21 protein-coding genes are annotated in these 24,242 nt (G+C 46.3%); 11 read left to right on the top strand and 10 right to left on the bottom strand.

Annotation, left to right across the window (positions count from 1 at the left end):
- Positions 1–11: 11 nt before the first annotated feature.
- Both TSUB_RS21055 and TSUB_RS21060 read right to left on the bottom strand, forming a co-directional pair.
- Positions 12–449 carry a PAS domain-containing protein gene (locus tag TSUB_RS21055; RefSeq protein WP_087021638.1) on the bottom strand — a complete coding sequence of 146 codons (438 nt, stop codon included), beginning with the start codon at positions 447–449 and terminating at the stop codon, positions 12–14.
- A 2-nt stretch (positions 450–451) separates the two neighbouring features.
- On the bottom strand, positions 452–1,456 hold the full coding sequence (locus tag TSUB_RS21060; protein WP_087021641.1) for a response regulator: 1,005 nt from the start codon (positions 1,454–1,456) through the stop codon (positions 452–454).
- A gap of 481 nt (positions 1,457–1,937) precedes the next feature.
- Here TSUB_RS21060 and TSUB_RS21065 point away from each other — a divergent pair, with 481 nt between their 5' ends.
- Positions 1,938–2,522, top strand: coding sequence for a GNAT family N-acetyltransferase (locus tag TSUB_RS21065; protein WP_087021644.1), 585 nt, complete (start codon positions 1,938–1,940; stop codon positions 2,520–2,522).
- A gap of 146 nt (positions 2,523–2,668) precedes the next feature.
- Here TSUB_RS21065 and nrdG read toward each other — a convergent pair whose 3' ends face one another.
- Together nrdG and nrdD are read right to left on the bottom strand one after the other, a co-directional pair.
- Positions 2,669–3,139, bottom strand: coding sequence for an anaerobic ribonucleoside-triphosphate reductase-activating protein (gene nrdG, locus TSUB_RS21070; protein ID WP_087021646.1), 471 nt, complete (start codon positions 3,137–3,139; stop codon positions 2,669–2,671).
- Between the two features lie 116 nt (positions 3,140–3,255).
- Complete coding sequence (gene nrdD, locus TSUB_RS21075; RefSeq protein WP_087021649.1) at positions 3,256–5,376, bottom strand: anaerobic ribonucleoside-triphosphate reductase; 2,121 nt, start codon at positions 5,374–5,376, stop codon at positions 3,256–3,258.
- Between the two features lie 387 nt (positions 5,377–5,763).
- Between nrdD and TSUB_RS21080 the strand changes: the two genes are divergently transcribed.
- The 3 genes from TSUB_RS21080 (at position 5,764) to TSUB_RS21085 (ending at position 7,353) form a co-directional block, all read left to right on the top strand.
- Entirely contained in the window at positions 5,764–6,630 is an 867-nt protein-coding gene (locus tag TSUB_RS21080) for an endonuclease/exonuclease/phosphatase family protein (protein ID WP_159064920.1), read from the top strand.
- 129 nt (positions 6,631–6,759) lie between these two features.
- Positions 6,760–6,888: a hypothetical protein gene (locus TSUB_RS25220; protein ID WP_281422937.1), complete on the top strand. Its 129-nt coding sequence runs from the start codon at positions 6,760–6,762 to the stop codon at positions 6,886–6,888.
- 3 nt (positions 6,889–6,891) lie between these two features.
- Positions 6,892–7,353, top strand: coding sequence for a methyltransferase family protein (locus tag TSUB_RS21085; protein ID WP_087021656.1), 462 nt, complete (start codon positions 6,892–6,894; stop codon positions 7,351–7,353).
- Between the two features lie 77 nt (positions 7,354–7,430).
- On the opposite strand, the gene TSUB_RS21090 is transcribed toward TSUB_RS21085, so the two are convergent.
- Complete coding sequence (locus TSUB_RS21090) at positions 7,431–8,765, bottom strand: MATE family efflux transporter (RefSeq protein WP_087021659.1); 1,335 nt, start codon at positions 8,763–8,765, stop codon at positions 7,431–7,433.
- A 103-nt stretch (positions 8,766–8,868) separates the two neighbouring features.
- On the opposite strand from TSUB_RS21090, the gene TSUB_RS21095 reads away from it, so the two are divergent.
- Both TSUB_RS21095 and TSUB_RS21100 read left to right on the top strand, forming a co-directional pair.
- Positions 8,869–9,810, top strand: a complete 942-nt coding sequence (locus TSUB_RS21095) for a LysR family transcriptional regulator (RefSeq protein ID WP_087021662.1) — start codon at positions 8,869–8,871, stop codon at positions 9,808–9,810.
- Between the two features lie 139 nt (positions 9,811–9,949).
- Positions 9,950–10,774, top strand: a complete 825-nt coding sequence (locus TSUB_RS21100) for a phosphate ABC transporter substrate-binding protein (protein WP_246616471.1) — start codon at positions 9,950–9,952, stop codon at positions 10,772–10,774.
- 49 nt (positions 10,775–10,823) lie between these two features.
- On the opposite strand, the gene TSUB_RS21105 is transcribed toward TSUB_RS21100, so the two are convergent.
- A complete protein-coding gene (locus tag TSUB_RS21105) occupies positions 10,824–11,681 on the bottom strand; it encodes a sulfurtransferase (RefSeq protein WP_087021670.1) in 858 nt (285 codons plus the stop codon).
- Positions 11,682–12,047: 366 nt separating this feature from the next.
- Here TSUB_RS21105 and TSUB_RS21110 point away from each other — a divergent pair, with 366 nt between their 5' ends.
- Positions 12,048–13,034, top strand: coding sequence for a lipid A deacylase LpxR family protein (locus tag TSUB_RS21110; protein WP_087021673.1), 987 nt, complete (start codon positions 12,048–12,050; stop codon positions 13,032–13,034).
- A gap of 132 nt (positions 13,035–13,166) precedes the next feature.
- Here TSUB_RS21110 and TSUB_RS21115 read toward each other — a convergent pair whose 3' ends face one another.
- Both TSUB_RS21115 and TSUB_RS21120 read right to left on the bottom strand, forming a co-directional pair.
- Complete coding sequence (locus TSUB_RS21115; RefSeq protein ID WP_087021676.1) at positions 13,167–16,313, bottom strand: efflux RND transporter permease subunit; 3,147 nt, start codon at positions 16,311–16,313, stop codon at positions 13,167–13,169.
- A gap of 5 nt (positions 16,314–16,318) precedes the next feature.
- Positions 16,319–17,428, bottom strand: coding sequence for an efflux RND transporter periplasmic adaptor subunit (locus TSUB_RS21120; protein WP_159064921.1), 1,110 nt, complete (start codon positions 17,426–17,428; stop codon positions 16,319–16,321).
- Between the two features lie 173 nt (positions 17,429–17,601).
- Between TSUB_RS21120 and TSUB_RS21125 the strand changes: the two genes are divergently transcribed.
- The 3 genes from TSUB_RS21125 to TSUB_RS21135 all read left to right on the top strand — a co-directional run bounded on the left by TSUB_RS21125 (position 17,602) and on the right by TSUB_RS21135 (position 20,603).
- Entirely contained in the window at positions 17,602–18,702 is a 1,101-nt protein-coding gene (locus TSUB_RS21125) for an anhydro-N-acetylmuramic acid kinase (RefSeq protein ID WP_087022587.1), read from the top strand.
- 9 nt (positions 18,703–18,711) lie between these two features.
- Positions 18,712–19,692, top strand: coding sequence for a beta-N-acetylhexosaminidase (gene nagZ / locus TSUB_RS21130; RefSeq protein ID WP_087022584.1), 981 nt, complete (start codon positions 18,712–18,714; stop codon positions 19,690–19,692).
- Between the two features lie 569 nt (positions 19,693–20,261).
- Positions 20,262–20,603: a hypothetical protein gene (locus TSUB_RS21135; protein ID WP_087022582.1), complete on the top strand. Its 342-nt coding sequence runs from the start codon at positions 20,262–20,264 to the stop codon at positions 20,601–20,603.
- Positions 20,604–20,685: 82 nt separating this feature from the next.
- On the opposite strand, the gene chrA is transcribed toward TSUB_RS21135, so the two are convergent.
- On the bottom strand, positions 20,686–21,828 hold the full coding sequence (gene chrA, locus TSUB_RS21140) for a chromate efflux transporter (RefSeq protein WP_087022579.1): 1,143 nt from the start codon (positions 21,826–21,828) through the stop codon (positions 20,686–20,688).
- A gap of 293 nt (positions 21,829–22,121) precedes the next feature.
- Here chrA and TSUB_RS21145 point away from each other — a divergent pair, with 293 nt between their 5' ends.
- Positions 22,122–23,030: a LysR family transcriptional regulator gene (locus TSUB_RS21145; RefSeq protein ID WP_087022599.1), complete on the top strand. Its 909-nt coding sequence runs from the start codon at positions 22,122–22,124 to the stop codon at positions 23,028–23,030.
- A 51-nt stretch (positions 23,031–23,081) separates the two neighbouring features.
- Here the strand turns inward: TSUB_RS21145 and TSUB_RS21150 are convergent, their stop codons facing one another.
- The gene (locus tag TSUB_RS21150; protein ID WP_087022576.1) at positions 23,082–24,212 is read right to left on the bottom strand and encodes a 1-acyl-sn-glycerol-3-phosphate acyltransferase; all 1,131 of its coding nucleotides are present in this window, start codon (positions 24,210–24,212) and stop codon (positions 23,082–23,084) included.
- Positions 24,213–24,242 lie beyond the last annotated feature (30 nt).

Here is a 24,242-nt window from a genome sequence, read left to right on the forward strand (position 1 = left end):
AATGCGACGCTTTATATATTTTTTTCTGCTAGTGCTTCGGCTGTCGCATCTTCTACTGCAATAAACATATGCTTTATTTCACCCGTCACTGTGCGCATCGGATTCAAACTGACATTTTGATACATAAACTCTACCTGCTGCGTAATAGGTCGTACATTTCTGCAGCGGAACAAATAAGGCCGTTGGCGCCAAATCAAAAAACTACGACAACCCAAGTTCAGCACGGGTTTAGATTTGGCTCTAAACCAACCTTCATCAATTTCGGGAAACAACTCAAACAAGGACTTCCCCATCACATCAAATGACTGTTTACCGCTATGATGTACCATAAAACCATTCCAAAGATGGACATTGAAATCCGTATCGACCACGATCAACCCTGTATCGACATGCTGAACAATATCGACCATCCAATGGAACTGTTCGAACTCTGCAGGTAATGCTTGCATGATTAATGATCCTCCATGAGATACGAGAGTTTGTTATCTAATAGCGGGAGTGATTCATCAACAAACATGAGCAGTAAATCACACTTAATTTCCGTATTTTCGATGGCGTAGCTCACTTCAAACGTCATGGTTTTACGCCAATTACCACTGGTCTTTTCGATCAAGCTTTCAATCGGCACATGTTGCCCTAATAAAACAGGGTGACTTTGGAAGAACCTTACAGCGGCTTGCTCCCCAATACCTTGAAGGAAAGATCCCACCATGATGTTACTAATATCCATCAGCAACTCGAGTTCATTGTCGAACTCTTGACTTTCTGGGTAATTCAATAAATTTGCCAATTGCGACACACTGCTATCACTCAGTAACACCAAGGCTTCACCTGCAATGCCTTCCCCAGAAAACCCTTGGCAGACACCGGACATGGCATCATTTGACACAAGGTGGCGCATTGTCATGTGCAGTTCACTTACCTCAAACAAGTTGACATTGGGTAAGGGTAAATGAACGAACACATCAAAGTGTCTCGCCATCGCATCTGCCGCCCGACCAATCGCGACGTTCGCAACCTCCATGTAAATATCACGGCGCTTCAGTTTTGGTGTGACAACGGTTTGCACAACCGTATCGAGATCACTCTCAGGCTCAACAACCAACGTTTTTAACAGCTCTACCAGCTGCGGCTTATCGATGGGCTTGCGAATGAATCCTTTTGCGCCTAACCCCATCACGCGCTTCTGTGCTTCAGGCTGAACGTCAGCAGACACGACAATTACAGGCATATCAATGCCAGCGTCGCGGAGCGCTTGAAGGGTTTGATAGCCATCCATTTCAGGCATGGTGAGGTCGAGAAACATAATGGTGAATTGTTGCGACTGCAGAATATCCATCGCCTCTTTACCGTGCTGGGCAAAGGTTACTTCTGCGTTAAGCGAAGCCGGCAACGAACGCGCCATCTGCTTACGTGCTAAAGCCGAATCGTCACAAATCAGAACGGGTGTTGTCATGAAAGCGTCCCTGATAAAGCGTTGAGACAAGTATCTACGCTAGCGAAAGATGGGTTTTACAATGTAAATCAATCACCGAGAGGCAAAAGATTTCTTTTGAGCATAGGTGAGATGTTTCACAAATGCGAGATTTGAATGAAATATACCTTACCGATATCGTACTGAAAACCGAAACATTGCAATTTCATCCAAAAATCTTAACAAGGTGACACAGTATCCAAAACCCTTGCTTTTTTAGAGTCAACTCAATTAGATAAACCAGCTAACTATCGACCTGTCGTTCAGCTTATGTTATATTTCTGGCCGTCGTTAACCGCTCGTTGTAGTCGTTAATGGCTGGCGCTATGAGGTCGGTATTTATACTGTAGCCAACATCCAGCTTGAACGGGTTCTTAGGGGTAAGATGTTTGTTCTGTTTGGGTTCGCTAATCGCTGATTAGCGCCGTCTTTCCTCTCCCACTCTTGGCCTTTGCGAGGCACAATGCAATTTCAGCTCATCAAATCGCCTCAAACGCTGCCAAATTCACATTATCGTATTCGTAGTTTATTTTCCGATGATCTAGACACGCTATTTCGCTTACTTGCCCAACCATCGTTGCACCGGTTTTTACCGGGTTACGTCTGTCAACCCAAGCGCTATAACGCCTATTTTTCGATGCTCGCGATACAAAATGACCAACTAGCGGAGAAATCGGTGAATGGTGTCCCTCATTGTAGTTGGGTCATTCTTCCGCCGGAAAATACACCGAATGGCGCGTGTCCAGTTGGCGTCTGCACAGCTGTGCCGCCAGATTTTGTGGTAGGTGTTCTTGAGATAGGATTCTTCTTAGATGAAAGGCATCGTGGTAAGAAAGTGACTGAAGAGGTATTGAATTGGATGATTGATACCCAGCTTAGGGCAACTCTCATTCATAAGCTATCCGCAGAAACGATGTCAACAAATCACGCGAGCCAGCGCGTGCTCGAGTCTATCGGTATGCAGTTAGAAGTCCACCAGCAAGACTACTACCAGATCGGCAAGCAATATGCCGATAAGCTTACGTATGGCTGCCTTTTAAGGCGGTAGCGCTATTCTATACTCTGTCACCTCTAGATACTTGTCCAACAAGAATTGCTAGGTTGGCCACTGAGGCTCGTCTTTGGCGTTCTCGGCGACGAGATCAAAAAGCAATTAGACCACTTCTGAATCCTGCAATGGGCTAACTTGATGTATTACTCTTCTTTGAGATGGTGGATGACTTGATTGCTGCTGCCTCGCCAAATGAGTTTGGCATCTTTTAACGCTTCGACAAACTTCCCATCAACTAACACATCGACATGTGCAATCACGGCCTGCTGCTCTTGTGTTAACTCATCTAACGTGTAACCCGACCATAGCCAAATGTCTTTACCCGGGCACTCACGTTTCACACGTTCTACTAACTTCAGCACATCACTGATATTGGCTGGATGCAAAGGATCTCCACCAGACAACGAAAGCCCCCGACGCTTTATCCGCGTATCGTTAAGGTCAGCAATGATCTGGTCTTCCATCGCCTGAGTAAATTCATGACCTGAATCGACGCGCCATGTCGACTTGTTATAGCACCCTCGACAAGCATGCACGCAGCCAGAAACAAACAAGGTACAGCGCGTTCCTGGTCCATTAACGACGTCAACAGGATAATAGTTGTGATAGTGCATAGCGAGGTTCCAATAGGCTTGGCAGAGACAAAAAGCAGACGACATCAATTGCCGACTGCTTTTTGAGTTGTTGGCGTAGTGTACTGAACCTACGCCATCGTTAACGCGGTAGAGGTTTACATGTGCTTAACGCGGCGCTTCACTTCTTCTTGTTTACCGAAGTTAAACGGACGCGCATCCGGACTACCAAGATAACCACAGACGCGACGCGTTACCGACACTTTCTCAGAATTATGGTTTCCACAACTCGGGCAGGTAAAACCTTTACTAGTGCATTCGAACTCACCGGTAAAGTGACATTCATAACACTCATCAATCGGCGTATTGGTCCCGTAGTAAGGCACGCGGCTATAACTGTAATCCCAGACGTTTTCGAGCGCTTCGATATTGTGCTGAATGTTTGGATATTCGCCATAGCAAATAAATCCACCATTCGCGATCGGCGGATAGGCCATCTCAAAATCAATCTTGTCGTATGGATTCACTTGTTTTTCAACATCGAGGTGGAAGCTGTTGGTGTAATAGCCTTTATCTGTTACGCCATCAACCACACCAAACTCTGTTGCATCAATCTTACAGAAACGACTGCACAAGTTTTCACTGGGTGTACTGTACAAACTAAAGCCGTAGCCTGTCTCTTCTTTCCATGCGTCAGTCGCGTCACGCAAGCGTTGTACAATCGCTACCCCTTTCTGGCGTAGTGCTTCCGAGTCATACATGTGCGTTTGATCACCATACAAGGCGTTGATCGTCTCATGCAGGCCAATATAACCAAGAGAGATCGAGGCGCGACCATGCTTAAAGATCTCAGAAACATTGTCATCTGCTTTTAAACGTACACCACAAGCCCCTTCCATATAAAGGATCGGTGCAACACGTGCTTTCACCCCTTCTAAACGAGAAATACGCGTATCCAATGCACGACGGGCAAGCTGTAAACGTTCATCAAGCAATGCAAAGAACTTCGCTTCATCGCCTTTTGCTTCTATCGCTATGCGAGGCAGGTTTAAGCTCACGACACCGATATTGTTGCGACCATCGTGAATCTCTTGACCATTTTCTTCGTAGGCAGACAAGAAGCTACGACAACCCATTGGCGTCTTAAATGACCCGGTCACTTCAACGACTTGATCGTAGTTGAGAATATCGGGATACATTCGTTTAGACGCACACTCAAGTGCTAAGCGTTTGATATCATAATTAGGGTCTTCTGCCTTGTGGTTTAGCCCGGCTTTGATCGCAAACACCAGTTTAGGGAATACCGCTGTTTTCTTATTTTTGCCTAGCCCAGCAATGCGGTTTTTCAAGATAGACTCTTGAATCAAGCGTGACTCCCAAGAAGTCCCTAAGCCAAAGCCAAACGTGACAAACGGCGTTTGACCATTAGCAGTATGTAAGGTGTTGACTTCATACTCCAACGACTGGAACGCGTCGTAACACTCTTTCTCAGTGCGGGCACGTGCAAACGCCTCTGCATTTGGAATTTCCCACTCTTTTGCTATCTCAAGATGCTTCTCATAACTGACCGCGACGTAAGGAGCCAACACTTCGTCAATACGGTTAATCGTCGTGCCACCATAAATATGAGACGCGACCTGCGCGATGATCTGTGCCGTCACCGCGGTTGCGGTTGAAATCGACTTTGGTGTGTCAATTTCGGCGTTACCCATCTTGAAGCCATGGGTCAACATGCCATTGAGATCAATCAGCATGCAGTTAAACATCGGGAAGAAAGGTGCGTAATCCAAATCGTGATAGTGAATTTCGCCGCGTTGATGAGCGGTTACTACGTCGCGTGGTAAAATGTGTTTGTTTGCATAGTGTTTTGCGACGATACCAGCAAGAAGATCACGCTGAGTGGGGATCACTTTGCTGTCTTTATTGGCATTCTCATTGAGCAAACTAGCATCACTTTGCTCAATCAAACCACGAATTTCACAGTTCAACTGGCTGCGCTTCTCACGGGCAATATCGCGATCATGACGATATTCAATATAAGCACGAGCAACTTCACGGTGAGGTCCCGTCATCAACATGTCTTCAACAGCATCTTGAATTTGGTGAATTTCAACCTGCTCTTCTAGCTTAAACTGCTCAAACACGGTGTGGGCGACATCCAAAGCATAATTCTTGTCGATAACTTCAACAGTTTCTGCTGCACTAAGTACCGCTTGTTGAATCCGTGCAACATCAAAAGCTACGCGACATCCATCGCGTTTAATCACTACCGGTTTCACTGAAGGCTCCTTATTTATAATCATGACACTGTCACTAAAACCACTAAATATAGTGAGGAAAACAGAGTCACATACAATATGTGGGGTATTAAGCGAGAATTCAGGAATGGAATCATTGATCTGGATCATCGTTTTCTTAAGATAGAACAGACCGCAAGCGATATGGTTCACAGACTCAAAATCACGAAATTATCCACTCTAAAGTCAAGCCAAAAAAGCGTGATTTAAGTAGATTTTTCGTTTGACAAAGCCTGATTTTTCTTTGTGATTTGACTCGCAATTGACATTGGCATCACTGATCTATTCATGCGAATAATAGTGATTACTGTAGACTTAATCTGTGCTCTAAATCAGTGTTTATCTCAGCGTTAGGAACAGTAACTCATTTTGCGGTTTGCCCTACTTTGGATCCTTTTCTGCAGCCTCGTTGCCAGCAGCCATAGCACCACACTCACCATAGTGAGTTGGAACATTGAATGGCTATCAACGAAATCAGACAAAGTGACACGTACTCAACAAGATTTTGCAAAGCTCGCTAATACACTGGCCGCGCTGCAACCCGATGTGCTCGCTTTTCAAGAAGTGGATTCTGCCTATGCGCTCGAAAAGGTACTTCCTCCCGATACCTATGCCATTTATCTCTCACACCGCAGGCCAAGCAATCCCAAACAAAGTCAACAGTACACAGGATTTGCCGTGCGGCACGGTGTCAATGTGCGGCGCCAACCCGATCTCAGTGCACTCTCATCTTCATCCGGCCTGCGGAACGGGACTTACCTCATCATTGATGGCATCAAACCACTCCATGTGCTCAATGTTCATTTAAAGTCTGGTTGTTTCTCCGATATTGACCGCGCAAAAAAATCGTGCCGAACCTTAAAACGCCAGTTTGGCGTGCTTAGCGAATGGATTAACGAGCGCGTGACCAAAGGGGAAGACTATCTGATTCTGGGCGATTTTAACCACCGCTTAGCGATATCAAATTGGCTAAAAACATGGCAAGACTCTATCACCAAAGCGGAAATGTCTTTGATCACTGAAGGCCTAGACGCCAGTTGTTATGCCAGACGCCGCAACGGTGGCTATGTACGTTATGACGCGCTCATTGACCATGCAGTATCTAATCGAACCCTTGCCGAGACGATTTTACAACACGGCTCTGTTTCCCAGTTCCAGATAGCACTGCAAGACATTAAACAGTATCGGCTTTCTGACCATTGCCCTATCGCGCTACGCCTACCTTTTGACAATTAAGCCACTAAAAACCGGACCAACATCACAATGTCATTGAAATGCAACTTGCCGCTCTGAAGATATCAGTGCTAAAAGGTATAGAGCTATTATTCATAGCGATGAAAAAGAGCTCACCGTCAAGGAGATAAAATGATGACTTGCCAAGGGTTTGTGGCGCCGACAGACGAAGAACTTATCGTCAAGTCCCCAGAAGAAGTGTATGTCGACCAAGAGCGAGACGCTGAGTTCGACGAGTTCAATGATATTATTATTCTCTAACCTATGAAAACGCTGGCACTGAAAGTTCCGCCTCCCATGCTGTTTGTCACGGCACTAGGTGTAATGTATGGTGTCAGCCTCTACACGCCCCACTGGCAAGTCGACGTAGTCGTCGCTCGTTACACTTCCATTGGGCTATTTTCGTTAGGCTTGAGTATTGCTATCGCGGCAACCGTTGCATTTAAACGCCATAAAACGACCGTTGACCCTCGCCACCCCGAAAAAAGCTCATCATTAGTGACAAAGGGCATCTATCGCTTTACTCGCAATCCTATGTATCTCTGTTTAGTCCTTTGGTTAGTCTGTTGGGCTATTTACCTTCACTCTCCTGTCGCCTTGATCATTGTGACATTGTTCATTGTCTACCTCACCCAATATCAAATAAAACCTGAAGAGCGCATGCTGTCGGCGCGGTTTGGCAAACCTTATCTCAAATACACCACCCGCGTTAGGCGTTGGCTCTAGGATATCAACAATGTACAAACCATAAAAAAGGCCGCGATAAACGCGACCTGTTGAACCTCATATTGCACACTATATCGTTACGCCGTCACTAGATGGGCATTAAACCGTTTAGGTGTCATCGCATAGACCATTAACACCAACAGTAAAATCCCCGTCACCGCTAAACCGATGCCAATGCCAGCCCAAATCCCGCCAAGACCAAACGCCGACATCAACCACCACGCCGCAGGAATGCCACAGATCCAGTAACCAATGGCGGTCATCACTGTCGGCGCCATCACAATTTTCATTCCTCGCAAAATGTTAATCGCAAGCAATTGCCAAGCATCGACAACAAAGCTCAAGGCAACAACCCAAATAATCGACGCTAAGAGCGCTGACAATTCAGTATCCAATCCGAAGATTGCCGAGATAATGCTCGGCCAAAAAACAAATGCAGCGCAGATTGCCATGCTCACTAACGTGACTGTCACAAAACTGTGTTTGCTAATGCGGCGAATAGCATCAAGATCTTCCTCGCCGTAAGCCCTTCCGACCAAAATCGCAGCGGCTTGGCAAAAACCAAAGTTGATGTTCCAAGTGAAACTGAGGCACTGCAACAAGACTTGATGCAACGCCAATGCAGAGACGCTCAATACGCCGGCCATCAAGGTACCACCGTAAATAAGGCCGTGCTCCAAAAAAGCGGCCAGCGCTATCGGCACACCTAGCATGAGCAAAGGTTTCAACAAGCGAATAGAATACTCTTCCAGTTTTAGCCAAGGCGCATATTGACGGTATTTGGGCTGTTTAAACACCCAGTAACCATACCCCAACAGCACAACCGCAGCGGCTAAAGCTGTACCCGCACCCAAACCCGCTAAGCCATAGCCCATTTCAAATGCGAACAGGTAGCTCACAGGTACATTAAGAATCACAGTCGCAACGGACATAACCATAATCGATCGCGCGTTACCCAAAGTGCTGGTTAAGCCGCGCAATACCAACATAAGTAACGTTGGTAACATCGCCCACTTCAAGGTATCAACGTATTCCATTGCGAGCCCAATGACATCGTGGGGTTGTTTCGCGTAGGCAAGCAATGCCGGCATGAACATAAAGCTGATTGTTAAAGCGATGCTAAGTATGGCGGCCAGTAATACCCCACCTTTTACCGCGAAACGAATCTGTTGATCGCCATATTCTGGACGAGCGGTGCGTTGCCCATACGCGATAGCAATCAAGTTAGCGACACACCCGACTGTACTTGCTGCAAGAATAAAAACAAAGTTATAGACAGAAGCCCCTAGCCCACCCGCCGCGAGATCGGCAACACTGAGTCGCGACATCATCCAAACATCCGTGAACACCAATGCGACGGCGACAAGTTGAGAGATGATCAGTGGAATGGAGAGAGAAAGTAGCTTTTTCATGAATACCTCGGGAACCAGTGCGGTCAAAAATACGCCCTCACAAGCTGGTATTCAAATGACATTTATGGGACTCTGACATTCCTTAAACTCATGCGAGCAAACAATGAGCCCTTATCCGTCATTACCTCATTCACACAATGGATTAAAAGTCTTCGAGTCGGTTGCCAGACTATTGAGTTTCACGCTGGCCGCTGAGGAGCTTAACGTCACACAAAGCGCCGTTAGTCGACAGATAAAACAGCTCGAAAATGAACTTCAATCTCCTTTGATAACCCGCCATCATCGTGCTATTGCCCTAACAGAAAAAGGCGAAACCTTATCTCGACTACTCAGTGAGCATTATCAAGGCTTAGAAAGCACATTTGAGCAGTGGCGCTCTCACACAGACAATCGGATCATCATTAAAGCTGCAATGAGCTTTGCCATCCGCTGGTTAATTCCCCGTTTGCATGATTTAAACGCAAATTACCCCGATCACGAAATTGTCATCGTTCCGACCCTAGATGAAGATGTCGCCCAAGGGAAAGCGGATTATGATCTGTTAGTTTTTAATAGTCGCCAACCTGATCAATATACAAAGAGAAATGATGTTTACTTCTTGCGGCGAGAGTTCATGGCACCGGTCTGCGCACGTGCGTCGCTGGGTGACAGTCCTGACGAGGCCGCCATCTTAGCCATGCCTCGCTTGCATTCAACGGTTGACCATCACGATTGGAAAGCTTGGTTGGCCGATAAAGAAGAGGCTGCATTGTCTCCCGTAAAGAACACAACTTTTGCCACCCTAGATATGGCGTTAAGTGCGGCGTTATCAGGTCAAGGCGCGACCGTCACAGATTTATTACTTGTGCTACCAGAGTTAGAAGAGCACTTTCTTTATTGTCCTAGTCAAACCCATATTAAACCCAGCGCTTGGGACTACTTCTGTTATCTCCCTAACGACAAGCCCATTGTCAGTGAAGTGGTTAATTGGATACGGCAACAAACAGCTGCAGACATCAAACAGCTCAATCGTTTATCGGCCAGATATCACTGGCAGCTCCCTTAGCGGAAAGTAAGCTGTCATATAAGTGTCATGAAATCTCTATATAACACCATGAAAACACACACCCTTCTCATGCTGAAAGCGTGATTTTCGACACTGTGTTAAATACTTTTACCGTCGCATCGCTATTATGGAGAATATAATGCTAAAAAAAACCGCAGCCGCCTTTGCATTGATGGGGCTCGTTAACTTCTCTGCTTTTGCAGATAACCAACATACCATATCCATCTCTGGATCGACCTCTGTGAGCCGCGTGATGGACGTATTGGCAGAAACCTATAACCAAAAGCATGAAAATATTTTTGTTGCTGTCCATGGTACAGGATCATCTGCGGGTATTGCCGCCGTTAAATCGGGTGCAACTGAGCTCGGGATGAGTTCACGATTCTTGAAAGAAGAAGAAGCGTCACCAAACTTAAAATTGGTGCAAATTGCCCATGATGCCATCACCATGGTTGTGCACCCGTCTAACACCATAGAGAATTTAACTAGCGCTCAAATCAAAGACATCTACCAAGAAAAAATCACCAACTGGAGTCAGGTCGGGGGGGACGATTCATTAATGGCGGTCGTCAGTCGAGAAAATGCCTCAGGCACTCGATTCTCTTTCGAAAGTAACGTCGACCTGCTTCAAACGCTGAATGGAGAGACCGTCTCTGACATCAGCCGCCAGATTCTGATCGCCAACACGAATAGCATGGTGAAAACCTTAGTGAACCATAACAGCCACGCTATTGGTTATGCTTCATTAGGCAGTGTCGATGAGTCAATCAAAGCCGTTGATTTTAATGGTATTGACCCCAGCGTCCAGAACGTCAGAAAAGGGGACTATACCTTGTCTCGCCCTTTCCTGATCATGCATAAAGATGGCGAAATCAGTAAAGAAGCACAAGACTTTATTCACTTTCTGCTTTCAGATGAAGGCCAAACCATCATTGAAGAGCTTGGCTACATCAGTATCCATTAATAGCCACAAGCAAAAAGGAGGCTCTCGTCGCCTCCTTTTTATACTCAAATCAGATTAGCGTCACAGGGTAACGAGAGTCACTGCCCCACTCAGTCCATGAACCATCATAGACTCGAAGTTGTTTGTAACCCGACTCAAACGCGCCTAGTGCTAAAATACACGCTGTTATCCCTGAACCACAGCTAAAGACGATTTGGTCATCACTACTTTCCACTAACGCTTTAAATCGCTGTTGCAATCTCTCTTTATCTACCATGTATCCATCTTTAACCAACTGAACAAAGGGTAAGCTCTTGGCGCCCGGAATATGCCCGCTTCGAACCCCTTCTCTAGGCTCAGGCACGCGACCATAAAAACGGTCCGATGGACGTGCATCCAGAATCGTTACATCAGGCTTCGCTTTAACCTCATTTAGCTCATCCGCAGAGATCACCCACGCATCCTGCACACTTACCTCAAAATCATTGGCTCTAATAACGGATGCCTTCTCACTCGTGACGGAATAACCTGCCGATTGCCACGCTGGCAAGCCGCCATCCAGCACTGCAACATTCGAATGCCCCATGGCGTGAAACATCCACCACACGCGCGGTGCAGAAAAAATGCCCTGACTATCGTAGACAACAACCGTCGTGGATTTGCTGATCCCTAAAGCGGAAACCGCGGCCGAAAACGTGTTGGCATCAGGCAGCATGTGTGGAAGTGACGACGTCACATCTTTGATTTCACCATCAAAGTCAAAAAAACGCGCACCTGGAATGTGACAATCCGCGTACTCTTGAATCGCGTTTCTTTCACTACCTGGCATAAACCAAGAGCCGTCTAATACCACAAGGTCAGGATGGCCTATATGTTCCTTTAACCAACTTACTGAAACCAATGCTGTTGAAAGTTCTATCTTTGCCACTATTCACTCCCTCTAGTATCAATCAACGTGTCACTGTCTTGCTTTTTAAGATACTGTAATTTATATCAAAATGCACAATTCAAAGCGCAATACACTGACCAGCCAACTATCCATTTCTATCAAAGTATCGCGAATGTAAATGGTATAAACACCACCAATAACAAAAGGTAATAATGCTTTTATTTGAGAATCGGGATGAATGTGGTGTTTTATACCAATTTCTCTATCATAAACGATTCCATACGGCTAGACTGCAAGACAGCAAATGGCCCATAGCCCTCGCCGTTTGCGCTTATGATCAAGGACGGTTAGCGTCGTCAATCTAGCGGAAACTTGACGCTACCTTCAGGAATAAAAGGACACTTAATGAGAGTTTTCCCGTGGCTTATAGCAGCCACTCTATGCACCCACTTACCGGCTCATAGTTATAATACAGGCAGTGTTGCCTTCACCCATGACAATGACGGCATCGCAGGTTCAGATCGGAATTATTCAAGTGGGCTATTTCTGGAGTTCAATTCAGCGAGCACACAATCCTTAGCCACCAATGGCCCGACATGGCTACAGTACCCCGCGAGCTGGCTACTCAGTGACGGTATCAACCAAGGCTGGTCTATGCGCTTGAGTCAGCAAATTTGGACGCCAACAGATATTGAGCTCGTCGAACCCCGCCCCGATGAGCGCCCCTATGCGGGCACGCTCATGTTTCATACCCAGTTGTATCAACATACTTCTACAAAATCTGAAAAGTACCGATTCATGCTCGGCTACATTGGTCCTGCGTCATTTGCAGAAGATGGACAACGTTGGCTACACAGTATTATTGGATCCGATGATCCCAATGGCTGGGACTACCAAATCGACAACCAAGCCCTGTTTCAACTCAGCTACGAAAGACAACAAGCCCTTGTTCAACAAGCATACCTCAACGGTATGGAGTTGGAGCTGTCATCTATGGGTAGAGCTGACTTAGGTAACTTCCGCTCCGAAGTCGGAGCAGCAGGCTCAATTCGACTAGGAACAGGATTGAAACAGACACTTGGCAGTGTGACAACGTCACAAGGAAGATACATCGATAACGGTCTCTTGGCGCGCAGCCGACGAGGATACTTTGGGTTTCTTACCCTTGAAGCGCGCTATCGCTTTAATGATATCACGCTATCAGGTGATCGACCGGAACCTGTTTATCCCGTGTCTCTCGAGCACACCCAATTCAGTATGCTCACTGGGTTTGTCTATTATCGTCCACAATGGGGCGCATCATTAACGTTAAACACCACCAGCCGAGAGTATAAAGAAGACCGAAATTCGCTGCATACCCATGGTTCTTTCAACGTTTTTTGGCGACTATGATCTTCACCATGCGAGCTAGCGCGTTGAACTGATGACAATGCTGCTCGGTGTTTTGGCATGCGGCAAACATCAAAAAGTCGAGATCAAAAAAAGGGAGAGCTAATGCTCTCCCTTCGCGTATCGGATTAACTGTTACTCATCATCAAGTTCAATTAACTTAGTTGAACCACCATGGTGCTTCTCTCGACGGCGTTGTACCAAGGCAAAGAAGCCTGGAATCAACATAGTACCAGCGAGCAGTACAAAGAGCAGACCACCCGTCAATGCAATACCTAACGAGTTCTGGCTTACACTACCTGCCCCAGATGCAAAGATAAGTGGGATGATACCCAAGATGAATGACCACGATGTCATATTCACCGCACGGAAACGTAGCTTACCACCACGCACAGCAGCTTCTTCGATCGAGTACTCTTCTTGTTCCCGTTCATTCTTCGCGAACTCCACAATGAGAATGGCGTTCTTGGCTGCTATCGCAATCAAGATAACCAAACCAATCTGAGCATAAAGGTTGAGCTCGATGCCCGTTAGGTTCAATGCAATGAAAGATCCGAGTGTCGCTAGTGGCACAACCAAGATGATAGCTAACGGAATCGCCCAACTCTCGTACTGTGCAACAAGGAACAAGTAGATAAAGACCAGTGCCAACGCAAAAGCGATAATCGCTTGGTTACCCGCCAATTTCTCTTGGTACGCTAGACCCGTCCACTCGTACTGATAACCGTTTGGAAGATCTGCTGCAACACGTTCCATCGCAGCAATAGCATCACCCGATGAGTAACCCGGTGCGGCAGTACCATTGATGACAACTGAACGATACATGTTGTAACGCCACGCGACATCTGGCTCAAACACAAGCTCAGTCGAGACAAGTGTGCTAAGTGGTACCATTTGACCAGATGCCGAACGTACATGGAAGCGCTGTAAGTCATCAACACCACCACGAGCCCAGTCTTCAGCTTGCATGGTCACACGGAAGCTCTTACCAAACAGTGTAAAGTCATTGACATACTGACCACCGAGGTTGGTCGAAAGCGTCGCAAACACATCCGTCAACGGAATACCCAACTGCTTCACTTTCTCACGGTCAACATCCACATAGTAATGAGGTACATTGGCTCGGAATGTCGTGAACGCAGAAACAATTTCTGGCTGCTGAGACGCCTTCGCAATCAGATCATTTGCAACATCAGCAAGATCGGAGCGAGAACGTCCCATGGTATCTTCTAGGACAAACTGGAAGCCAGATGTGGCACCCATGCCAGGTACGGCTGGTGGACCAATGGCAAACACTGCCGCTTCAGGTAACTGCATCGCAGCTGCAATGTTAATACGCTGAGCAATCGCATCGGCACTATGATCGCCATCCATTGCGAGACGGGTATCCCAATCTTTCAACTTGATGAATAACGAGGCACCATTTGACTGCGCTGCACCAGTCAGGAACGCATAACCATCGGCGATGGTCATATTCTCGACGCCGGGCTCTTGGAAAACGAGCTCACGCAAGTTTTGCGTCACATCGATAGTACGCGACAAGGTAGCTGAATCAGGTAATTGAACGTTAACCATCAAAATACCTTTATCTTCCTGCGGTACGAAACCAGACGATGTGTTCTTTGCCAAGAACCCAGCAGAGCCCGCAGCAATAAAGAATACCGCGACAAGCACCGCACTCTTACGCACCAATAGACCCGCAAACTGGCCGTATTTGTCGGTCACTTTATCCAAACCACGGTTAAAGGCTTTAAACCACTTCGCTTCTTGCGCACCACGTTTTAACACCAGTGAACACAGAGCAGGAGACAGGGTTAAGGCATTGACCGATGACAATACCACCGAGATACAGATCGTCAGCGCGAACTGTTGGTACATGATGCCAGTAATGCCCGGAAGTAGAGAAACCGGAATAAATACCGCCAACAGTACCAAGGTAGAGGTAACAATTGGGCCTGTGACTTCTTTCATCGCCTGCAACGTCGCTTGACGTGGGCTGATGTTTGGGTCTTTGTGCATGATGGTATCGACGTTTTCAATGACCAAAATCGCATCATCGACCACGATACCAATAGCAAGGATCAAACCAAATAGCGTGATGGTATTAATGGTAAAGCCAAAAATAGTCATAAACGCGAAGGTACCGATCAGCGAGACCGGAATCGCAACGACAGGGATCAAGGTCGCGCGCGCATTACCCAAGAATAGGTAAGTTACAGCAATTACCAACACAATGGCTTGGAGTAAGGTGATGACAACGCCTTTGATCGACTCGGCAACGAAGGTCGTCGTATCGTAACTGGTTTCATAGTTCATGCCTTCAGGCATCAACTCTTTCAACTCAGCTAGACGATCCATCACCAATGCGCCAGACTCTAGCGCGTTTGCATCTGACTGTAGGGTCAAGATAACAATACTGGCTGGACGGTCATTAAATGAACTCTTACCTGTATAGAAACGCTGCCCTAGCTCTACACGTGCGACATCTTTAATGCGCACCATAGAACCGTCATTGTTAGCGCGAATGACAACGTTCTCAAACTCAGAGACCGTTTCCAAACGCCCTTTCGTGACGAGGTTAAACTGAACTTCACGCAACGTCGCTGATGGCGCAGCACCAACACTACCTGTCGCAACCTGCACGTTCTGTTCACGTAAGGCATTAGTCACATCAGACGTTGTTAAACCGAGTTGTGCCAACTTGTCAGGATCAACCCAAACACGCATCGCAAACTCACCACCACCCAGCACCAACACTTCACTGATACCTTTAACGCGCGATAAGCTGTCTTTAACGTTAATGGTCAGGTAGTTGTTGAGGAACTTCTCATCGTAAACGTTATTTTCATCATAAACGTTAAGAACCATGAGGATGTCTGGCGATGACTTACGTACTGTCACACCCACATCACGAACCTGCTGTGGCAGTCGAGCAATGGCGGATTGAACACGGTTTTGAACGTTAACCTGTGCCTGATCCGGGTCGGTACCGATGTCAAATGTCACAGACAAGCTATACGAACCATCGTTAGCACTTTTTGAAGACATATATAGCATGTCCTCAACACCATTTACCGCAGCCTCGAGAGGCTCTGCGACCGCTTCTTCAACGGTTTCTGCACTTGCACCAGTATAAAATGCAGAAACAGAAACGGTTGGTGGACTCACACTTGGGTATTCCGTTACGGGCAAATTAAGAAAGCTGATTATCCCCGCTAATGAAATAACGATCGAGATAACCAGAGCAAACTTAGGCCGCTGGATAAAAAATCGACTTAGCATAATCCCTACTCTTCGTTGGCCATTTGCACGTTAACTTCCAATCCAGGTCGGACACGCTGTAGACCCGAAGTCAATACCTTGGTGCCCTCTTCGAGTCCCTGAACAATGATGTCTTGACCAATTTCAGAACCCGTCGTGACACTGTAGCGATCAACGACATTTTCATCATTCACCGTCATCACAAAGTCACCGCCGATATCAGTCTGAACAGAACGACGTGGCACAACCACAACATCCGTTGTATCCGGTTTCTGCAAGGTCACATCTGCGAATTGTCCCGGCAAGAGCAAACCATTAGCATTAGGGAACTCCGCGCGCATATCTAGCGTACCTGTTGCACGATTGATGCGGTTAGAGACATAAGAGATCTTGCCTGACTCTGGGTAAGATGCCCCACCACTTAGGCTGATCAATACTTTCACATCATCCCCTGCCGCCTCTGGATCTTCAGCGTTCATCGCAAACTGATAAACTTCACGTTCACTGATAGCAAACTGAACGTTAATCGGATCCATACTAACTAGCGTCGCTAAAGGCCCAGATGAAGGGGCAATGAGATCACCCAAACTGGCACTACTGCGGCTGATACGCCCCGAAATTGGCGCTTTAATTTGGGTATACTCGAGATTCAACTCCGCACCTTGCAGCGAAGCCTTTGACGCTGCCACCTGAGATTCAGCCTGACTGCGTGCCGCAGAAATGCGGTCATACTCAGAGCGGCTTATACTGCCTTTTGGCAATAACTCTTGTGCACGTTTCCAATCGACTTTCGCGAGTTGTAGCGCTGATTCAGCTTGCGCTAAAGAAGCTTTAGCAACAGCAACTTGCGTTTCATAAATTGCGGGATCCAGTTGGAACAATAACTGACCTTGTTCAACGTAATCCCCTTCGACAAAATGTCGCGATTTAAGATACCCTGAAACTTGAGCTGAGATGGTCACGTCTTCTTGCGCTTCCAATCGCCCCGAGTATGTTACTTGATGGTTATAAGCAACAGACTCAGCTTCGACTGCTGAAACCGTCAGCAGAGGCATTTGGCCTTGCGTCTGTGTTTCATTACAACCTGCAAGCAGGAGTCCGGTCATCAATCCTATTGAGAGTTTTGAATATTTCACGAGTAACCCTTTCTACAATAAGGTAGCCTGATAAATAATTGAAAAATTAACATTCACGAGTGAATGTAAGCTGAACGGATTAAGAAAAAAGATAGAACAATTACATAAATTAAACATAACACTGAATCCGCTACACATAAACCCAAATAACCCTACAAGGACAACATAATTACATGATGAATGGACACTTTATTGGAGTAATGACGGGAACAAGTCTTGATGGTATAGATTTAGTACTGGCCGATATTTCTGAAAGTAGTGTTACCATCCGATTTACGGCTAGCGAAACCTACCCTGAAGAAATTCGTCACCGATTATCTCGTCTCATCACCTCGGGCAATACGACTCTGGCCGAATTGGGTCAATGCGAACATGTACTTGGCGAGTATTACGCATCAAAGATTAATGGCTGGTTAACAACACTTAACTTTGACCGAAAAGCAATCATTGCGATTGGTAATCATGGACAAACCATTTGGCATCAACCCCACGCCCCCCATCCCTTTACAATGCAAATCGGTGATAACAATCGTGTAGCGGCACTCACAGGCATCCCAGTTGTCGGGGATGTGAGAAGAATGGATATGGCCTATGGTGGCCAAGGGGCACCGCTAGTACCCGCGTTTCACGATGCGCTATTTAGAAAACCTGAGAAAACAGTCGTTGCGGTGAACATAGGGGGGATCGCTAACATCTCGGTGCTCGATCAATCACGCCCAGTCTATGGCTTTGACACGGGACCGGGTAATACCTTGATGGATATCTGGGTACAGCAGCATTGCGGAGAAAAATACGACAAAAACGCCACTATGGCGTTACAGGGTAGCGTTAATCAGACTCTGTTAGCGCACATGCTCCAAGACCCCTACTTCTCAGCACCCGCCCCCAAAAGTACCGGTAGAGAGTACTTTAACGCACAATGGCTAAACAACTGCTTGGCGCAACTGCCTGATCAGATCAAGACTGAAGACGTTCAGGCCACCCTTTGTGAACTCACCGTAAGCACCATAGTGAATGCGCTACCTATGCAAACATCTGAACTGATTGTTTGTGGTGGCGGTTGCCACAACCCGTTGATTATGAAAAGATTAAAAGCACTACTACCTCAATGCCAGGTCCATGATACATGGGCATACAATCTCGACCCAGATTTTATAGAAGCTGCGGCATTTGCATGGCTTGCACATCGACGCTGCAACTTGTTACACGGTAACTGTATTGAGGTCACAGGTGCGTCACAACCCGCAATTCTAGGTGCAATCTACCAACCTTAAGGACACCCTATGGGACCCATTATTATCGATATTGAAGGCCAACACCTTACTGAAGACGATAAAGCGCTGTTATCACACCCTAATGTTGGAGGTGTCATACTATTCGCACGCAACTACACCACATCGACTCAACTGAGTGCGCTTACCGCTTCGATCAATGCATCCCGAGAGACACCACTGGTGATCTTTGTTGATCAGGAAGGCGGCCGTGTACAACGCTTTAGAGAAGGTTTCACCAAAATACCACCAGCATCGGTCTACCAATACCAAGAAGATGGCGATCAGCTCGCCTATGACGCTGGCTGGTTGATGGCCACCGAACTCATTGCGCATGGCGTCGACACCAGCTTCGCTCCGGTACTTGATATTGGCGAGCAGTGTGCGGCAATTGGCAATCGCGCCTTTGGGAAAGATATAGAGACCGTCACTCGCTATGCAAAGCAATTTTCCCTCGGGATGAAAGCGGCTGGCATGGCGACAACGGGAAAACACTTTCCTGGGCATGGTGGCGTGCTCGCAGACTCTCACCTAGAGACACCTCATGATCCTCGCAATGATATCCAAGAAACGGATATGCAAGTCTTTCAAACGCTGATCGAAGAAGAGCTACTTGACTGCATCATGCCAGCCCATGTGGTTTACGATGCGTACGATGATCGACCTGCGAGCGGATCTGACTACTGGCTAAAAAAGGTCTTAAGGAACACGCTTAAGTATCCGGGCATCGTTTTTTCAGATGACCTTAATATGAAAGGTGCAGATGTGATGGGAAGCTATGCCGAGAGAGCCGTCAAAGCGCTCGAGGCGGGCTGTGATGCTCTTCTGCTCTGCAACAACCGTCAAGGGTTACTAGAAATGGTAGAAGCACTGCCACAGCAGGATTGTAGCCAACTAGGCACGTTGAAAACCCACAACCAAGATGATGCCATCGCGCAGATGCAAAGTGACAGATACACGGCGATAAAAAGACGTCTGGCAACCCTATCGTAGCAAGCGTTAATATATAAACTCAAGCCACCTCAAGATGGGTGTTTAGAGAGAATTTCTAGGTTTGCCCGAGGCACGGCTTTGGAGATCGCGTGGACTAAATCAAAAAGCAGTATCAAAGTTGGCGAGCCTTGACAATAAAGCGGACAAGATGTCCGCTTTTTAATGGCATTTGAACAAGCTCAATGACAGAGATCTATAAGCTGCGTTTTGAATAGCGTCTTACCTTTTTACGCTCTTTTACTGTCACAGCGATCGCACCTACGATAAAAACAACAATTAATGCTAACTCCATCATTAAGCTTCCTCCAAAGTATTTGATTCAGAATACGAATATGTTAACAAATGTTATCAAGCAAGACTCGCCCAAGATCAAATTAATCGAACATAATTGCGTATATTTTGTGACATTCTAATTGTCAATTACCTATTAAGTTAGGTAAATAGTGATGTTGTGGGCATTTTCGTGTATTGGTTTCTGGCGCTGAGGACAAGCGAGACGAAGATCGACGTAACAATTCGACTAACCACATATACTTAACAGACTCATAACAGATTTGAATGGAGGCAGTATGAGAAATAAAACCATAGAAATCGCCTACACACTGTTTAAGCAGCCAAAGCGGTTCACTACCCTGTTTAGTGTCCATTCGGATCCTACGACTGATCTGCAACAAGCGTGTTTTACGCTAAAACAACTTGCTGAGAGCCACAAGTCGCGCAAACTCTCTCTCAATCGAAAACTAGAGCCTCATCCCGAGAGAATACCACTTCAAAATATGATGATCTCTTTGATCCATGAGATAGACCTCCAACAGTCGCTGAATATTGAGCATGTCATCTGCCATCAAGACAATCTGAGCAAGATCCTTTATGATCAACGCCGAATGCAACACTATTCGATCGCAATATAATTAAACTATGAAAGCGCTAGTGACATTGTCACTAGCGCTTTTCTGAATCGAGCATATTGAGAAGACGTTAAAATATCGCCCCCTAAATTAATTCAAACCCCGCCCTTAATAGCAACAGAGTAATAATGACACCCCAGACTGGCAGCCGAGCGTATTTCAGTAAGCACCAGCCAATAGCACAACCAACCACATCCTTAACGCCATGAATGGCTGAAGTTGCAATAGGATCAACAAACGCGACCGCAAGCAGACCCACTACTGTCGCGTTTACCCAGTCAATTGATGCCTTAAGCCGAGGGTGCGTCATCAAGCTCTCCCACGCAGGTACCATCGCAAACAACAGTAATGCGCCTGGCAAAAAGACCGCGAGCGTGGCGACAATGCTCCCCCATATTGGGATCTCTGGCATCGCACTCGCGCCGAGGTAGCTCGCCATAGTAAACATTGGTCCAGGTACCAACTGCGCAGAGGCATAGCCTGAGATGAAAACATCACTGGTCACTAAACCATCGAGCATAGGTTCTAGCAAAGGTAAAACGACATGACCCCCGCCGAAAACAAAACTCCCTGCTTGATAAAAGAGATTGAAAAGGTGTATCGATGGACTCAATGCAGACGCTAGTGGCAAACAAAGTAAAAGCACGGCAAACATGATCAACAATAACCAGTTTGGTCGCCACTTCGTGAGTGATCTTTGTTCACTCGGTTTAGTGACCGCGTAACCTATTACAGCAACGAGGACAATCGGGGTGACTTGAGCAAGTAATCCTGACGTGAGGCTTAGCCATGCAGCTGTTGCCAATAGGATGATCCAATGCGCCTTAGTACGGATGTTTTTCTTACCCATTCCCCAAACCGCATCCAAGACCACCACAACCGCTAGCCATTTTGCCGCACCCATAAACACTGAAATGGCCATCGACTGTTCTAGACCTCGCGTCGACGCAACGGCAAACACGGTCAGTAAAAGAAACGAAGGGAAAGTAAATCCGATAAACGCAGACAACGCCCCCCAATAGCCACCTTTCTTATAACCAATAAACATCCCCAGCTGACTACTCGCAGGACCTGGCAAAAATTGGCACAAAGCGACAGCTTGTGTGAACGTGGCTTGATCTATCCAAGCGCGCTTCTCAACAAACTCCCTCTGAAAAAATCCAATATGTGCCGCAGGACCACCAAAGCTGTACAGCCCCAACAAAAAAAACTGAATAAACACCGTCATGGCATGACTCCTTTAAAACTGACCGTAGGATACGCTGCACTTAACTATGAATAAAATCGTTCATATCAATGAAGTTCATTAACTAGATTGATTCTAATAACGGCTTTAGAACAATACACTACTTGCAACCAACCAAGCTGAACCAGGCCATTACCTGCGTTTCCATCTGAAAACAGTATAGGTAAGCAACTGATTAAAAAGGCACAAATAGATGTTAGTGATTGCTCACACACCGCCGAGAGGATATACTAAAAACCCTGATATTTGTTTATTAATGAGCCGTTATCGATATGATGTTGGATAGCCTGCAGCAAATGGTGATACTCGCTACCCTCGCCCACGAGGAAAATTTCACCCGCACCGCAGAGAAGTTGGGAATTTCAAAATCCCATGTCAGTAAACAGATCAGTGCGCTCGAAGAACGGCTCGGTTGCCAACTCGTGCAACGCAGTACACGCACTGTCAACTTCACTGAAATTGGACTTCAAGTTGCTGAATACGGTGATAAGTTAATTGGTAATGTGGAAGAAGCAGAAGCGATTGTGGCGGGTTACAATAATGAGGTCAGTGGCGTATTTCGTCTTGCGGCTGGCTTATCACTTGGCACCCCTTTCCTCTCGTCGCTATTAGCCGAGTTTAAATCAGCGCACCCGCACCTAAAGATCGAATTGAGCCTCTTTGATCACAGCCCAAAGATCCTCGAAGAAGGATATGATTGCTGGCTTGCGGCCCACGATCAAATCCCAGAAAGCATGGTAGCGAGAAAAATCTACGATTGTGAGTTCATGTTAGTTGCTAGCCCTGACTACATCCGTCAACACGGTGAATTGCTCACCCCTGATGAACTTAAAAAGCACAACTGCATCACCTATAAAGCCGCTGATCGTAGTTTTGAAAGCTGGGCATTTAGCAAAGACAGTCACGTGGCAGAGGTAAAAGTCCGCGGTGATTTACGTATCGACAATGCGCCAGCCATTGTTGATGCAGCTAAAGCAGGCTTGGGAATCGCCTATGTGGCGACCTACCTTTTGCGAGAAGAAGTATTGAGAGGAGAACTGATCCAACTTTTACCGAGTTGGACACCAACATTGCAATTACCCGTGTATGCCGTTTTTCCGCGACGTAAACACCTAGCACCGAAAGTCAGGAAGTTTATTGATTTCGCGATTGATAAAATGGGTCGTTCCAAGCTCAGTATTTGATCAACAAAAAAGGCCATCGATATATCGATGGCCTTTTTGTATAGCAATCATTTAATCTATTTGCGCGGTTTCAAAGGCCTGCTTTTTTACAGGCATCGCATACATACTCTTGATCACCGTCGCGACAGCCTCATCGATATCGGCTACCTTAATACTAAAGCGCTCTTGCTCTACTTGAGTCACGCTATCGTGTTTACACTCAGCCGCAATGTAGTTTATTGGAAATAATTTATAATTTTCATAAACTTGGCGGTCAATTTCTTCTGCTAGTGCTTCAGGTGTCTCAAACTCATTTGTTACAACGTCACCAAATGAAACATGAATTCGACGCTTTTCTCCAACGATACCTTTGATGATACTGTCGATGTCTTCAAACTCAGACTTCTGGTAATGACCATTCTGCTCTTTCTCTACTAGCTCGTTAGCTTTAGCCAGATCACAAGGATCGTTTTCATAGCTGATGCTCACAGGAACGATATTCAGTGAGCGCATGTATTCACTAAAACCCATTTTTGCTTTGCGCCCTTCCAGTGAAAACATTTTCAGAATCGCGGGATCCGTACGATCATCACCATCTTTGGCTCGTCCCTCTTTTTGCGCAATCCAGATTGACTCATTTTCTTCTTGCAACGAGTGTCTGATATAGCCAGACAGTTGGCCCAGTGCTTTCATTAACTCACGCGGTGCTTTGATTGAACGCTTTACAATAAAACTCTTGTTTAAACGCATCAACTCAGTTGCGCAAGGTTTCTTCAGTAAGTTATCACCGATCGCAATGCGCACTGTTTTATGGTTTGCATGATATAGACACCAGTTTACTACCGCAGGATCCATCGCGATGTCACGATGGTTTGAGACAAACAGATAGCTTTGATTTGGATCGAGTTTATCTAATCCGCTACAGGTCACACCATCACTGGATCCATCGAGTGCTTGTTCCATATAAGAGGCAATATGATTCTGAACATCATCAACAGTTTTAATGCTAGACCAACGGCGCGTGAGCACCATCTTCAAGACGGGTTTCAGTAATGTTGCCAAAAATGTCGGCAATTTCGCGTAACGATAATGAATAATCGCGTTAATGAACTCATCATCTTGGATAAGACGTTGCAAAGCGCCCTGCACTTCACTGTCGTTGTAAGGACGAATGTCCTGAAAAATATCGTTTTCCACTTTAATTCTTCAAACTACTTAGATGGCGCTATTTTA

Source organism: Thaumasiovibrio subtropicus, assembly GCF_019703835.1.
GTDB lineage: Bacteria > Pseudomonadota > Gammaproteobacteria > Enterobacterales > Vibrionaceae > Thaumasiovibrio > Thaumasiovibrio subtropicus.